This window comes from Streptomyces sp. NPDC001832 (assembly GCF_040297265.1).
In the GTDB taxonomy this organism is placed as follows: domain Bacteria; phylum Actinomycetota; class Actinomycetes; order Streptomycetales; family Streptomycetaceae; genus Streptomyces.
The window spans coordinates 49,096-63,458 of record NZ_JBEOYU010000008.1 but is presented as its reverse complement, the minus strand read 5'-3'; the positions used below and the strand labels follow the sequence as shown (position 1 = coordinate 63,458).

Below are 14,363 nucleotides of genomic sequence, written 5' to 3'. Positions count from 1 at the left end.
GAAGGCCGTTAGCATGGACATCCGCACCGATCAAGGCCATTTGGGGAAGGTGTCATGACTGCAAACGTCGACGGAGTGCCCGAGAAATTCGCGACGCTCGGGCTGACATACGACGACGTGCTGCTGCTGCCCGGCGCATCCGAAGTACTGCCCAACGCAGTCGACATTTCGTCCCGCATCTCCCGCAACGTACGCGTGAACATTCCGCTGCTCTCCGCGGCGATGGACAAGGTCACCGAGTCCCGCATGGCCATCGCCATGGCGCGGCAGGGTGGCGTCGGTGTGCTGCACCGCAACCTGTCGATCGAGGACCAGGTCAACCAGGTCGACCTCGTGAAGCGCTCCGAGTCCGGCATGGTCACCGACCCGATCACGGTGCACCCTGACGCGACGCTCGCCGAGGCCGACGCCCTCTGTGCCAAGTTCCGGATCTCCGGCGTCCCTGTGACCGACCCGGCGGGCAAGCTGCTCGGCATTGTCACCAACCGCGACATGGCCTTCGAGACCGACCGGACGCGCCAGGTGCGCGAGGTCATGACGCCGATGCCGCTCGTGACGGGCAAGGTCGGCATCAGTGGCGTGGACGCCATGGAGCTGCTGCGCCGCCACAAGATCGAGAAGCTTCCGCTGGTCGACGAGTCCGGCGTGCTCAAGGGCCTCATCACCGTCAAGGACTTCGTGAAGGCCGAGCAGTACCCGAACGCGGCGAAGGACGCCGAGGGCCGCCTCCTCGTCGGTGCCGCGGTCGGTGCCAGCCCCGAGGCCCTGGAGCGGGCGCAGGCGCTCGCGCGGGCCGGGGCCGACTTCCTCATCGTCGACACTTCGCACGGGCACAACAGCAACGCCCTGAGCTGGATGTCGAAGATCAAGTCGAGTGTCGGCGTCGATGTCATCGGTGGCAACGTCGCGACGCGCGATGGCGCCCAGGCGCTGATCGACGCCGGGGTCGACGGTGTGAAGGTCGGTGTCGGCCCGGGCTCGATCTGCACCACGCGTGTGGTCGCCGGCATCGGTGTCCCGCAGGTCACCGCGATCTACGAGGCCGCGCTCGCCGCCCGTGCCGCGGGTGTGCCGGTCATCGGCGACGGCGGTCTTCAGTACTCCGGCGACATCGGCAAGGCGCTGGCCGCCGGTGCCGACACCGTGATGCTCGGCTCGCTGCTCGCGGGCTGCGAGGAGTCGCCGGGCGAGCTGCTGTTCATCAACGGCAAGCAGTTCAAGTCGTACCGGGGCATGGGCTCGCTGGGCGCCATGCAGTCGCGCGGCCAGGGCAGGTCGTACTCGAAGGACCGCTACTTCCAGGCGGAAGTCGCCTCCGACGACAAGCTCGTCCCCGAGGGCATCGAGGGGCAGGTGCCCTACCGCGGTCCCCTCGCCAACGTGCTGCACCAGCTGGTCGGCGGCCTGCGCCAGACGATGGGCTATGTGGGCGCCGCCACCATCGACGAGATGGAGACCAAGGGCCGTTTCGTGCGCATCACGTCCGCGGGTCTCAAGGAGAGCCACCCGCACGACATCCAGATGACGGTCGAGGCGCCGAACTACAGCAGGAAGTAACGCAACAGCGCAGCTGAGGGGCGGCCCGGGGTTCCCGGAACCGCCCCTCAGTCGTGTGTCGGGGATACTGGACAGCGCAGACGTAGAGGAAAGGCCACACCATCGTGACTGAGATCGAGATCGGGCGCGGCAAGCGCGGCCGCCGGGCGTACGCATTCGACGACATCGCCATCGTTCCGAGCCGTCGTACCCGCGACCCGAAGGAGGTCTCGATCGCCTGGCAGATCGACGCCTACCGTTTCGAGCTGCCGTTCCTGGCGGCTCCCATGGACTCCGTGGTCTCCCCGCAGACCGCGATCCGCATCGGTGAGCTGGGCGGCCTCGGTGTCCTCAACCTCGAGGGCCTGTGGACCCGGCACGCCGACCCGCAGCCGCTGCTCGACGAGATCGCCGAGATGCCCGTGGAGTCGGCGACCCGCCGCCTCCAGGAGATCTACTCCGCTCCGATCCAGGAGGAGCTGATCGGGCAGCGCATCAAGGAGGTGCGCGACTCCGGTGTCGTCACCGCCGCCGCGCTCTCCCCGCAGCGCACCGCGCAGTTCTCCAAGGCCGTCGTCGACGCGGGTGTGGACATCTTCGTCATCCGCGGTACGACGGTCTCCGCCGAGCACGTCTCGGGTGCGGCCGAGCCGCTCAACCTCAAGCAGTTCATCTACGAGCTGGATGTCCCGGTGATCGTCGGCGGCTGCGCCACGTACACCGCCGCCCTGCACCTGATGCGCACCGGTGCGGCCGGTGTCCTCGTCGGCTTCGGCGGCGGCGCCGCGCACACCACGCGCAACGTCTTCGGCATCCAGGTCCCGATGGCGACCGCGGTCGCCGATGTGGCCGGAGCCCGCCGCGACTACATGGACGAGTCCGGCGGCCGGTACGTACACGTGATCGCTGACGGCGGCGTCGGCTGGTCCGGCGACCTGCCGAAGGCCGTCGCCTGCGGTGCGGACGCAGTGATGATGGGCTCCCCGCTGGCCCGTGCGACGGACGCGCCGGGCCGCGGCCGCCACTGGGGCATGGAGGCCGTCCACGAGGACGTGCCGCGCGGCAAACTGGTGGACCTGGGCTCCGTAGGCACGACCGAGGAGGTCCTCACCGGTCCTTCGCACTCGCCCGACGGTTCGATGAACATCTTCGGTGCGCTGCGCCGGGCGATGGCGACGACGGGGTACAGCGACCTCAAGGAGTTCCAGCGCGTCGAGGTGACGGTGGCTGACTCGCAGCACCGCCGCTGAGCCGTAGCCGGCTGCAATCACGGGAGGGTCCGGACCGCACACGCGGTCCGGACCCTCCCGTATGCCGCGGGCGACGGCCTTGATCAGTCGGACGCCTTGCGGGCGGCCGAGAACGCGACGACTCCGGCGATCACGATGAAGACGAAGGTCAGCGGGTCCGCGTCTTCCTTCCACACCTTGTTCAGGCCGCTGAAGTGGTCGAAGAAGATCTCGCTGACCGAGAGCGGGAGCTGCTTGCTGATGACGATGGCCTCACCGAGCAGCTGGCCGAAGTAGACACCGATCAGCGCGAGGGCGGCGCTGATGACCGGCAGGGCGGGGTTGCGGCCGCCGAGCTTGCCTGCGGCGAAGCCGACGATGGCGCCGACACCCACGGCCGCGTAGCCGATATTGTGCTTGGTGGCGCCGATGATCCCGCCGTAGATGCCCGCGGCGACGAGGGCCGCGACGACGGCGGCGATCAGGCCGAGGCCCAGGTTGTTGCGGGCCGGAGCCGGCGGGGCGAACGGCGCGCCGTCGTACGGTACGCCGGGCTGACCGGGCTGGCTGTACGGGCCGGGCTGCTGGCCCGCGAACGGGTTGCTGCCGGCGGGCTGGGCGTCGTTCGGCTGGTTCGCCGGTGGCACGGGCTGGGTCATGGTGGAATCCCCCCTGGAACAGAAGCGCACAACTGTGCGAGAAGTGACGCCGCAGGCTAGCAGTCGCCTATGACATCGCCCACCTGATTCCTTGGGGAATCGTTCACCGAGATCCCTGGGGAACGCCTTCTCACAACCGGTGTGCGGCCCCCGCCGGGGTCGCGCCCCGGGTGTCCAGGAGGAGTTGGGCCTTCACGGCGAGGCCCTGGAGATCGTACGTACGGTGGTGCTGGAGCAGCACGGTGAGGTCGGCGCTCGATGCCGCCTCGTACAGCGAGTCGGCGCGCGGGACCGGGAGTTCACGTACCCGCCAGTCCAGGACATGTGGGTCGTGGTAGCAGATCTGGGCGCCCATCTCCATCAGCCGGGTCGCGATCTCCCGGGCGGGGGAGGCCTCCTGGTCGGCGAGGTCCGGCTTGTAGGTGACACCGAGGAGCAGCACTCGGGCGCCGCGTACGGACTTGCCGTGCTCGTTCAGGAGGGTGGCGCAGCGCTGGATCACGTACTGCGGCATCCGGTCGTTGATCTCCTGGGCGAGCGAGACCATCCGCGAGGGGTGGCCCGGGGTGCGGCTGTTGCACAGGAGGTAGCCGGGGTCGACGGGGGCACCGTGGCCGCCGACGCCGGGGCCCGGGCGGAATGGCTGGAAGCCGAAGGGCTTGGTCTCGGCGCACCTGATGACGTCCCAGAGGTCGACGCCGAGGTCGTGGCAGAGCACCGCCATCTCGTTGACCAGAGCGATGTTGACGTGCCGGAAGTTGGTTTCCAGGACCTTCGTCATCTCGGCCTCGCGCGGCCCGCGGGCCCGGACGACCTTGTCGGTGAGCCGGCCGTAGAAGGCGGCGGCAGATTCGGTGCAGGCGGGGGTGAGGCCGCCGATGACCTTGGGGGTGTTGGCGTAGACGTGGGTCCTGCTGCCGGGGTCGAGGCGGCTGGGGGAGTGGGCGAGGTGGAAGTCGCGTCCGGCGCGCAGCCCCGAGCCCTCTTCGAGGAGGGGCAGTACATAGCTCTCGGTGGTGCCGGGTTGCACGGCCGATTCCAGCAGGACGGTGGTGTGCGGGCGTAGTTGGGCGGCGAGCGTGCGGGCAGCGCCGCCGACGGCGGTGAGATCGAGGGTGCGGTCGGCGCCGAGCGGGGTGGGAGCGCAGATCACTGCGGTACGGACCCGTCCCAGTTCGGCCGGGTCGGTGGTGGGCCGGAAACCCCCCGAGAGCATCCGACGTACGTCCGAGGCGGTGAGCGATCCCTCGACGGGGGTGCGGCCCGCGGAGAGTTCCGCGTAGGTGCGTGGGTCGGCGTCGTAGCCGACGGTCTGGAGGCCGGCTGCGACGGCGGCTTGGGCGAGGGGCAGGCCGAGGTGGCCGAGTCCGATGACTGCGAGGTCTGCGGGCATGTGGATGGGCCGTCCTTCCCTTGGACCGACCGGCAGATGGAGGGCGCCACCCTCCGATTGCCGGTCGGCCCAGGACCATGAGAGCAGAAAGCGCAACCGCTGGGGACAGCGCAATGTCAGACTAGGCGTAAATATGACCTATATGTCGCATTGCGCGGCTCCAGTCGTCCTGGTGTTGTCCACAGGCGGTGGCCGAAGTCGTGGACGGCGGACAGAATCGAGAGGCGGGCACGGGTTGCCCGACCGGTCGGTCGGGTCGCCCCGTGTGTCGGACCACCCCGATCTATCCGGGAGGCAGCAGTGAGGACAGCGACACTGGGACCTGCGGAGCGCGCCGAGGCGCTTGCCGCGATGGCCGAGCGCGAACTGGACGTGCTGGTCGTGGGGGCGGGCGTGGTCGGCGCCGGTACGGCGCTGGACGCGGCGACAAGGGGGCTCTCGACCGGCCTCGTCGAGGCGCGCGACTGGGCCTCGGGCACATCGAGCAGGTCGAGCAAGCTGATCCACGGCGGGCTGCGGTATTTGGAGATGCTCGACTTCGCGCTCGTCCGGGAGGCCCTGAAGGAGCGCGGGCTGCTCCTGGGGCGGCTGGCCCCGCATCTGGTGAAGCCCGTGCCGTTCCTCTATCCGTTGCAGCACAAGGGCTGGGAGCGGCTCTACGCCGGTTCCGGCGTGGCGCTCTACGACGCGATGTCGATGTCGTCGGGGCATGGCCGCGGCCTGCCTGTTCACCGGCATCTCTCCCGCCGCCGCGCCCTGCGGGTCGCCCCGGCGCTGAGGAAGGACGCCCTGGTCGGAGCGTTGCAGTACTACGACGCTCAGATGGACGACGCCCGCTATGTGGCGACCCTGGTGCGCACCGCCGCCGGATACGGCGCCCATGTGGCGAACCGGGCGCGGGTGATCGGCTTTCTCCGGGAGGGCGAGCGGGTCGTCGGCGCCCGAGTGGAGGACGTCGAGGCAGGCGGGGAGTACGCAGTCAGGGCCAAACAGGTGGTCAACGCGACCGGGGTCTGGACGGATGACACCCAGACGCTGATCGGGGAGCGCGGGCTGTTCCACGTCCGGGCATCCAAGGGCATCCATCTGGTCGTCCCGAAGGACCGCATCCACTCCTCGACCGGCCTGATCCTGCGGACCGAGAAGTCCGTCCTCTTCGTCATCCCGTGGGGACGGCACTGGATCGTCGGGACGACGGACACCGACTGGGACCTGGACAAGGCGCACCCGGCGGCGTCCAGCGCCGATATCGACTATCTGCTCGAACATGTCAACTCGGTCCTGGCCATACCCCTGACCAGGGATGACGTCCAGGGCGTCTACGCGGGGCTGCGGCCGCTGCTGGCCGGCGAGTCGGATGCGACCAGCAAGCTCTCGCGCGAGCACACGGTGGCGCACCCGCTGCCGGGCCTCGTGGTCGTGGCGGGCGGCAAGTACACGACGTACCGGGTGATGGCGAAGGACGCCGTGGACGAGGCGGTGCACGGCCTCGACCAGCGGGTGGCGGAGTGCGTCACCGAGGACGTTCCGCTGCTGGGGGCGGAGGGATACCGTGCGCTGTGGAACGCCCGGGCGAGAATCGCGGCCCGTACGGGGCTTCATGTCGCCCGGGTGGAGCATCTGCTCAACCGCTACGGCTCCATGACCGAGGAGATCCTCGATCTGATCGTCGACGATCCGGCACTGGGAGAACCGCTGCCGTCGGCGGACGACTATCTGAAGGCCGAGATCGTCTACGCCGCCTCGCACGAGGGGGCCCGCCACCTCGACGACGTACTGACCCGCCGGACCCGGATCTCCATCGAGACCTTCGACCGGGGCACACTCAGCGCCCGGATCTGCGCGGAGCTGATGGCGCCGGTCCTGGGCTGGGACGAGGGGCAGATCGACCGGGAGGTCGAGCACTACGAGAAGCGGGTGCAGGCGGAGCGGGAGTCGCAGCGGCAGCCGGACGATCTCACGGCGGATGCGGCACGGCTCGGGGCGCCGGACATCGTGCCGCTTTAGGGCGAGCCGGTGATCCGCAGGGCAGGCTCCAGGCCTTAGGTGCGGGGCACGCTGCTGCAGAATTCCGCGTCGAGGAGCGCCGATTCGAGTGTCGCCGCATCGGTCAGGGTGTCCGTGTCGACCCGGTACGTCAGGGTGTGCCGGCCGTCGCGCGTGGCGGCGGTTCGGACGTAACTGCCCGTTATGTGGCCGTTGTGGCCCCAGACGGTGGTGCCGCAGGAAAGCTTCTGCGGATAGATGCCCAGGCCGTAGACGCCGTGCGTGGCACTGGTGTTCATCAGGGTCGCCAGCTGGGCGGGCGGGAGGAGGCGCCCGCCCAGCAGGGCCGCGTAGAAGCGGTTCAGATCGGTGAGCGTGGAGATGAGTTCCCCGGCCGCGCCCGCCGTGCGTGGGTCGAGCGCGGTGACAACGCGGAAGCTGCCGTCGGCCGGGTCGCGGGTATGGCCGCGGCCGTGCGGGGCGGGCAGGGTGGTGCGGGCGCCTGGGAGGGAGGTACCGGTGAGATGGAGGGGGGTGATGATGCGTTGGCGGATTTCGGTGGCGTAGTCGTTCCCGGTGACGCGCTGAACGACGAGTCCGAGTACGACGTAATTGGTGTTGGAGTAGGCGTAGTGGCCAGGGGCATTCGTCGGGCGGTGGGCCAGGGCGACACGGACCGCGGCGGTGGCGGAGACGGGGCGGACGGAGGCGTCGGCGGTGTAGTTGTAGAGGCCGCTGGTGTGGCTGAGCAGGGCGTGCACGGTGATGCGGCGGCCGTCGTTGCCGTTGCCCTGGATCAGTCCTGGCAGCAGCTGGTCGACGGTGTCCGACAGCTGCAGCCTTCCCTCCTGGACGAGTTGGAGTACGACCGTCGCGACGAAGCTCTTGGTGATGCTGCCGGCCCGGAACCGGTCGTCCCTGCGGATACCCGGGCCCGTCGAGCGGTAGGTGTCGTACGGTGCGGAAGAGGCACGATGGGCCAGCAGCGCCGCCGTGGGGGCACCACCCCTGGCGACGAGCCGGGGAAGATAGGCCGCTGCGGGCGTGAGGTGTGGTTCGCTGGGCACGGTTGCTGTTCCCAGGCTGAGCAGTGCCAGCGATAGCGAAGCGGCAAGCAGCGCCCTGAGTTTCGGCATGGCAGGAAATCCCTTCCTCGGGCCACATCATGACGGGCTGTGGACCCGGCACCATGACCGGTCCCGGGGTGAGGGACAATGAACGCTCTGCCAGGGCGGGTTGATCGCAGAGGGGACGCATGTCGGAGGCGGAACAGGCACGGGAGCCCCAACGGGACAAGGACGGACGTCTTCTTGCGGGGCGGTACCGGCTCGGGGAGGTGCTCGGCCGGGGCGGTATGGGCACGGTTTGGCGTGCCGTCGACGAGACGCTGGGCCGCACAGTCGCGGTCAAGGAGCTGCGGTTCCCCTCGGCCATCGACGAGGACGAGAAGCGCCGGCTCATCACGCGTACGCTGCGTGAGGCGAAGGCGATCGCCAGGATCCGTAACAACGGCGCGGTGACGGTCTACGACGTGGTCGACGAGGACGACCGGCCGTGGATCGTGATGGAACTCATCGAGGGCAAGTCCCTCGCCGAGGCCATCCGCGAGGACGGGGTGCTGACGCCGAGTCGGGCCGCCGAGGTCGGCCTCGCCATCCTCGACGTGCTGCGATCGGCGCACCGCGAGGGCATCCTGCACCGCGATGTGAAGCCGTCCAACGTGCTGATCGCCGAGGACGGCAGGGTCGTGCTGACCGACTTCGGTATCGCGCAGGTCGAGGGCGACCCCTCGGTCACCTCGACGGGCATGCTCGTCGGCGCCCCCTCGTACATCTCCCCGGAGCGCGCCCGCGGGCACAAGCCGGGACCGCCCGCCGATCTGTGGTCGCTCGGTGGACTGCTGTACGCCAGCGTCGAGGGCTCCCCGCCGTACGACAAGGGGTCGGCCATCGCCACCCTGACCGCGGTGATGACCGAGCCGCTCGACCCGCCGAAGAACGCCGGTCCGTTGGAGGAGGTCATCTACGGCCTGCTCGCCAAAGATCCCGATCAGCGACTCGACGACGCCGGCGCGCGCGCCCTGCTCAACGACGTGATCCACGCTCCCGAGAAGCCCGACCCGGTGGTGCCCCCGCCCGCTGAGGCCACCCAGGTCATGGCGCTGCCCGGCAAGACCACCGAACCAAGAGCCCAGGCGGCGTCGAAGTCCGGGGAATCGGGCGAGGGCGCCCGGGACCGGCTGAAGGGTGCACTGCGCTCCGTACGGAATGCGAAAGCGGCACCCGCCGCAGCGGTGAGCGCGGCCGCAGCCTCGACCACTGCCCCGCCCCCTCCCCCGACCGCTTCCTCGACGGGCCCTTCGAAGCCTGCCCGGCCTTCGGCTCCGGCGAAGCCTGCCACGGCCCCCGCCGCCGTACCGTCGCCGCGTCCCGCCACGTCGCCGACCACCCCGCCCTCGGCGTCCATCACGGACGTGGTGCCACGCCGCACCTTGGCGCTCGCCGTGGCTGTGATCGTGCTCGCCGTGATTGTGACGGTCCTCGCCCTCACGCTCGACGGAGACGGCAAGGATGACGCGAGCGGCGGTAACGGCAAGGACGACAAGTCCACCTCGGCCGGGGCCTCGACGACCGGCGGATCCGCGGACACCAACACCGACACCGACAGTGGCAGCGGCGAGCCCCAGGACCAGAACCAGAACCAGGACCAGGACAAGGGCCAGGACCAGGGCAAGGACCAAGACCAGGACAAGGGCAAGGGCGACAACTCGAACAAGGGGGCGGACGGTTCGAAGGGCGACGCCCCGGATGCTGCTGACGCACTGCCCGCCGGGTACAAAACCGTCAAGAACAAACAGTTCCACTTCACGATGGCGATGCCCGAGGACTTCCGGCTCAACGCCACGGCCGGTCGCAACTCCGGCGGCATCTACAACGTCGACGGCGGCTTCCCGCGCGTCCAGGTCGACTACACCAATTCGCCCGGCGACGACGCCGCAGCATCCTGGAACGCCGCGAAGGGCGGCGTCAAGGCCAGCAGCAACGACTACCGCCACCTCTTCGTGAAGGACGTCCAGTACAACGGCTACCCGACCGTCGCCGACTGGGGGTTCGAGCGCACCCAGCAGGGTCAGCGGATCCGGGTGCTGAATCGGGGCTTCAAAGTCGACGCCACCCACGGCTACGCGATCATGATCAGCTGCAAGGCGAGCGAGTGGGACGGCAAGGAGTGCTCGACGCTGCGCGAGACCGCGTTCGAGACGTTCGAGCCCACCGACTGATCCGTGGGTGAAAAGGGCCAGGATGCGCCGACCCTGCCGCGCGGCCGTCACTTGCCACGTATCGTGAGAGCTTGAAGTCCGTACGCAGCTAGAACGGTGAGTCAATTGCACGGCAAGTGACCGTAATTGACGCATTTATGCGGTCTTCGTGGCTGGGGGACAGCGCGCTCCGGGGAGGCGTCGTGGACGACTATGCGGGTCGGGTGCTTGCCGACCGCTACCGCCTTCCGCTGCCCCCGTCCGATGAGTACGAACTGGTCGAGACCCGGGCATTCGACACCTATAGCGGGCAGGAAGTCCTGGTCCGGCAGGTGCCGTTGCCCGAGGTGGTGGACGCCGAGGTACTCGACGCCGACGGCCCGGCCCCGGCGGCCCGCCGGGCGACCGGGCATGCCGTGCGGCGGGCCACGGACCCGGCGGTCCAGCGCGCCATCGAGGCGGCGCAGGCGGCGGCCCAGGTCCCCGACCACCCCAGGCTCGATCAGGTCTTCGACGTCTTCGCCGAGGCCGGCTCGCTCTGGATCGTGAGCGAACTCGTCATGGCCCGCCCGCTCGCGGCCCTGCTCGCGGAGTGCCCGCTCAACCCCTTCCGGGCCGCCGAGATCGGCTCCGACGTGCTGACGGCGCTGCGGGCGCTGCACGTTCACGGCTGGACCCACCGCAACATCACCGTCCGCACAGTGCTGGTCTGCGACGACGGTCGCGTCGTGCTGACCGGTCTGGCGGCCGGAGCGGCGGAGGAGGCGCTCTGCGGGTACGCACCGACGCCTCAGCCCGACGGCGAGGACGACGACGGCTACGGAGGCGACGGCCAGTCGCCGCCCGGCCGGCGGCTGCCGCTCACCGGCACCTGGAGCGACGGCCCAGGATCCGGGCACCCGGTCCCCGCCGGGGGCTCGGACGAGGACACCCTGCGTGCCGATGCCCGCGGCCATGGCAACTCCCCGGCGCTGCCCGCGCACCGGCCCGAGCCGCAGCAACAGCCGGGCAGCTGGGACGAGAGCGTCGCGAGCGGTCGTACGGGCCCCGCCTACCGCGGCCCCGCCACCACCCTCGCGGCCGAGCGCGCCCGGCAGACCCGGATCGCCGTCGTCGGCGCGGTCACCGAGCGCTGGGCACCCGAGCAGGCCGGACCCGTCCACGAGAACTGGCAGCTGGCGCCGCCGATCGGCCCCGCCACCGACCTCTGGGCGCTGGGCGCGCTGCTCTACCGCGCCGTCCAGGGGCACGCCCCGTACCCGGAGGAAAATGCGGCCGAGCTTGTCGAGATGGTGTGCGGGGAGCCGCCCGCCTTCGCCGAGGAGTGCGGTCCGCTGCGCCCCGTCGTCGAGTCGCTGCTGCGCCAGGACCCCACCGAGCGGCCGGACGTCGAGGAACTGCGAGGCTGGCTGCGCTCCCTCGTACGGTCGGCGCCCGAGCCCGAGGCCGGTCTGGACGTCGTGTCACTGCCGTCCCTCGACAGCGCCCGGCTGCCCGTCGTACGCCGCCGGGGCGAGCTGGTCCGCAGGCGCCGAGGCCTCATGGGCCAGGGCGCGGCCCGCGGCCGCCACCGCCACACGAAGGAGAGACCCGACCGCCACGACAGTCCCAGGGCGGAACGAGCACCCAGGGCGCCGCGCGAGCCCAAGGGCCCTAAGGCGCTGCGCACCCCGCCGCCCCGCCCCCAGCAGGGCGAAGGACGGGCGCCGCGACGGCTCGGGCGGCTGCTCCTGGTGCTGATCCTGCTGGCCCTGGTCGCGGCCATCGCGTACGCCGCGATGTTCATGCCCAAGGCGGACAGCGACTCCGGCACCCGCTCCTCGGGCCCGGCGTCCTCGACGTCCGCTTCACCTGAGCCCGGCGCCGGTGCGTCCGGCGAGCAGTCGCCCGCTCAGCCGTCCGGTGCGCAACGGCCGCAGACCAGCCGCTCCGCCGTCGCGCTCGCCCCCGGCTACGCCCTGCGCAAGGACCCGGAGGGTTTCGAGGTCGGTGTGCTCAAGGGCTGGCAGCGCAGCCCCGTCAACGCTGACCGTCAGATCCGGTACGGCAGCGACGGCTTCAGCCTGCTGATCGTCCCCGGACGCGACACCGTCAAGGCCCATGGCAACGACCCGCTGGCGTACCAGGCCGACAAGGAGCTGGAGTTGCAGCCGTTCCGCGACTCCAGCTGGTCGGGGTCGAGCGGGCTGCGCCGGATCGATGTCGGCCGACAGGCCATGGCCGAGGGCCAGTTCACCTGGCAGGACGCCAATGGCCGCGAGGTGTACGCCCGTAACCTCGCGATGATTGTCGACGGCCGCTACCACATCCTCCAGGTCATCGGCCCTGAGGACCGGCGCGACAAGGTTTCGGACATCTACGAACAAGCCGTCGCTTCCTACCGCGTGACGCCCTGAACGGTGGCGGCACATCACCCGAGTGGTGGCTGAGCGACAAGCATCACAGTGCGGTCTCTTGGGGGGTGCGAGGTTCCGTGGCCCGCATCCCCTCCGTAATCTGGCCTCCGAAGGAACGGGGCTGGGATACGTGGATCAATCACAGGGCACGGACACAGGACTGGTGCTGGCCGGAAGGTACCGGCTCGGCGAAGTCCTCGGGCGCGGCGGCATGGGCAAGGTCTGGCGCGCCCACGACGAGGTGCTGCACCGCACGGTCGCGGTCAAGGAACTGACCGCCGGGCAGTACGCCGCCGAGGCCGACCGGATCGTGCTGCACGCCCGCACGCAGAAGGAGGCCCGCGCAGCGGCCCGGATCACGCATCCGGGCGTGGTCACGGTCCATGACGTGATCGAGTACGACAACCGGCCGTGGATCGTCATGCAGTACGTCGACGGACCGTCACTCGCCGACGCGGCCAAGGAGTCCGGTGAGATCGAGCCGCGCGAGGCTGCCAGGGTCGGCCTCCATGTGCTGGGTGCCCTGCGCGCCGCACACGGCGCGGGGGTCCTTCACCGGGACGTGAAGCCCGGAAACGTACTCCTGGCCAGTGACGGGCGGGTGCTGCTCACCGACTTCGGGATCGCGGCGATAGAGGGCGACTCGACCATCACCAGGACCGGTGAACTGGTCGGCTCCATCGACTATCTGGCGCCTGAGCGGGTACGCGGCGGCGATCCGGGCCCCGCGTCCGACCTGTGGTCCCTCGGTGCCACGCTCTACACCGCGGTCGAGGGGCGCTCGCCGTTCCGCCGCTCGTCACCGATCTCCACCATGCAGGCCGTCGTCACCGAGGAACCACCGCCGCCCGGGCGGGCGGGCCCGCTGGCCCCCGTGATCACCGCACTGCTCCGCAAGGACCCCGAGGACCGGCCGTCGGCGGCGGAGGCGGAACGGATGCTGCTGGACGCCATGGAGGGCCGCGAGCCCCAGGCCGCGCAGGCGTTCGTACCGACGCAGCGCGTTCCCGACGAAGATCTGCGCACGCTGGGCCAGGACGGCACGTCCGAGGCGGGGGCGGCGGGTACCGCTCAACAGCCCAACCCGGCCGCCGGTTCCGCCGCCGACCAGTCACTTCCCCCGGCGTCGCCCCCGGTGACCCGGCGCAGCCGGGGCCGGTGGCGTACGACGGTTGTGGTCATCGCCGCAGCCGCGCTGCTCGGCGGCGGCGCGGGGTTCGCCGTGCTGGAGTACCAGAACCGTGCGGACAGCGCTGGCGAGCGGGGCGGCACGGGCACGCACGCGACCGAAAGCCCCGAAAGCTCCGGCACTTCGCGCCCGGCGAACCCCGACACCTCGGGGAAGGACATACCCAAAGGCTGGCATCGAGTGAACGACCCCGAAGGTTTCAGCCTGATCGTCCCCGACGGCTGGGAGCGCCGGGCGGACGGCAACCAGGTCGACTACACCCCGGACAACGGTGTGCACTACATCCGGATCAGCATCGACCCGACGCCCGACTTCGAGAACCCGTACATGCACATGCTGAACCTGGAGAAGCAGCTCGCCGAACGGCTGCCCGCATACCAGCGCAAGACCCTGCACCCCAATACGTACCGCGACCGGGAGGGCTCGCTCTGGGAGTTCACCTGGACCGAGAGCAAGAACCACCCCGGCCCGCGCCATGCGATCGACCAGATGTACTACGGGGAGGCGGGCGGCCCCGAGTACGCGATGTACATGACGGGTCCGGACTCGGACTGGGACACCACCCGGGAGCAGTTCGACACGATGCTGCGCGGATGGCGTGCGCCCGGCAGTTCCGACTGAGAGGCTGCCGAACCGTGCCGGCGACCACAGGGGTCCTGATCAGGGGCTTTGGTGCCAGTGATCACTGGCTCATTTGTGGGGACTGTGAAAAGCCA

General features: G+C 70.1%; 9 protein-coding genes. 6 read left to right on the top strand and 3 right to left on the bottom strand.

What is annotated here, in order from left to right; genetic code table 11:
- Positions 1–54: 54 nt before the first annotated feature.
- On the top strand, positions 55–1,557 hold the full coding sequence (guaB, locus tag ABT115_RS09265; protein WP_351785939.1) for an IMP dehydrogenase: 1,503 nt from the start codon (positions 55–57) through the stop codon (positions 1,555–1,557).
- Positions 1,558–1,661: 104 nt separating this feature from the next.
- Positions 1,662–2,786: a GuaB3 family IMP dehydrogenase-related protein gene (locus ABT115_RS09260; RefSeq protein ID WP_351785937.1), complete on the top strand. Its 1,125-nt coding sequence runs from the start codon at positions 1,662–1,664 to the stop codon at positions 2,784–2,786.
- Between the two features lie 83 nt (positions 2,787–2,869).
- On the opposite strand, the gene ABT115_RS09255 is transcribed toward ABT115_RS09260, so the two are convergent.
- Both ABT115_RS09255 and ABT115_RS09250 read right to left on the bottom strand, forming a co-directional pair.
- The gene (locus ABT115_RS09255; protein WP_351785935.1) at positions 2,870–3,424 is read right to left on the bottom strand and encodes a hypothetical protein; all 555 of its coding nucleotides are present in this window, start codon (positions 3,422–3,424) and stop codon (positions 2,870–2,872) included.
- A 130-nt stretch (positions 3,425–3,554) separates the two neighbouring features.
- Positions 3,555–4,817, bottom strand: a complete 1,263-nt coding sequence (locus ABT115_RS09250; RefSeq protein WP_351785932.1) for a nucleotide sugar dehydrogenase — start codon at positions 4,815–4,817, stop codon at positions 3,555–3,557.
- A 300-nt stretch (positions 4,818–5,117) separates the two neighbouring features.
- Between ABT115_RS09250 and ABT115_RS09245 the strand changes: the two genes are divergently transcribed.
- Positions 5,118–6,824 carry a glycerol-3-phosphate dehydrogenase/oxidase gene (locus ABT115_RS09245; RefSeq protein WP_351785930.1) on the top strand — a complete coding sequence of 569 codons (1,707 nt, stop codon included), beginning with the start codon at positions 5,118–5,120 and terminating at the stop codon, positions 6,822–6,824.
- A gap of 35 nt (positions 6,825–6,859) precedes the next feature.
- Here ABT115_RS09245 and ABT115_RS09240 read toward each other — a convergent pair whose 3' ends face one another.
- Positions 6,860–7,939 carry a serine hydrolase domain-containing protein gene (locus ABT115_RS09240; protein WP_351785928.1) on the bottom strand — a complete coding sequence of 360 codons (1,080 nt, stop codon included), beginning with the start codon at positions 7,937–7,939 and terminating at the stop codon, positions 6,860–6,862.
- A gap of 119 nt (positions 7,940–8,058) precedes the next feature.
- Here ABT115_RS09240 and ABT115_RS09235 point away from each other — a divergent pair, with 119 nt between their 5' ends.
- From ABT115_RS09235 to ABT115_RS09225, 3 genes are all read left to right on the top strand, one after another.
- Positions 8,059–10,083 (top strand): serine/threonine-protein kinase, encoded by a 2,025-nt coding sequence (locus ABT115_RS09235; RefSeq protein WP_351785925.1) that lies wholly within the window; start codon positions 8,059–8,061, stop codon positions 10,081–10,083.
- 182 nt (positions 10,084–10,265) lie between these two features.
- Positions 10,266–12,458, top strand: a complete 2,193-nt coding sequence (locus ABT115_RS09230) for a serine/threonine kinase C-terminal domain-containing protein (protein ID WP_351785922.1) — start codon at positions 10,266–10,268, stop codon at positions 12,456–12,458.
- A 130-nt stretch (positions 12,459–12,588) separates the two neighbouring features.
- Entirely contained in the window at positions 12,589–14,268 is a 1,680-nt protein-coding gene (locus ABT115_RS09225; RefSeq protein ID WP_351785919.1) for a serine/threonine-protein kinase, read from the top strand.
- The last annotated feature ends 95 nt before the right edge of the window (positions 14,269–14,363 follow it).

Excerpts from the sequence above, each read along its gene's own strand:
- guaB (WP_351785939.1), top strand. The coding sequence starts at position 55 with ATGACTGCAAACGTCGACGGAGTGCCCGAGAAATTCGCGACGCTCGGG.
- ABT115_RS09255 (WP_351785935.1), bottom strand. The coding sequence starts at position 3,424 with ATGACCCAGCCCGTGCCACCGGCGAACCAGCCGAACGACGCCCAGCCC.
- ABT115_RS09250 (WP_351785932.1), bottom strand. The coding sequence starts at position 4,817 with ATGCCCGCAGACCTCGCAGTCATCGGACTCGGCCACCTCGGCCTGCCC.
- ABT115_RS09240 (WP_351785928.1), bottom strand. The coding sequence starts at position 7,939 with ATGCCGAAACTCAGGGCGCTGCTTGCCGCTTCGCTATCGCTGGCACTG.
- ABT115_RS09235 (WP_351785925.1), top strand. The coding sequence starts at position 8,059 with ATGTCGGAGGCGGAACAGGCACGGGAGCCCCAACGGGACAAGGACGGA.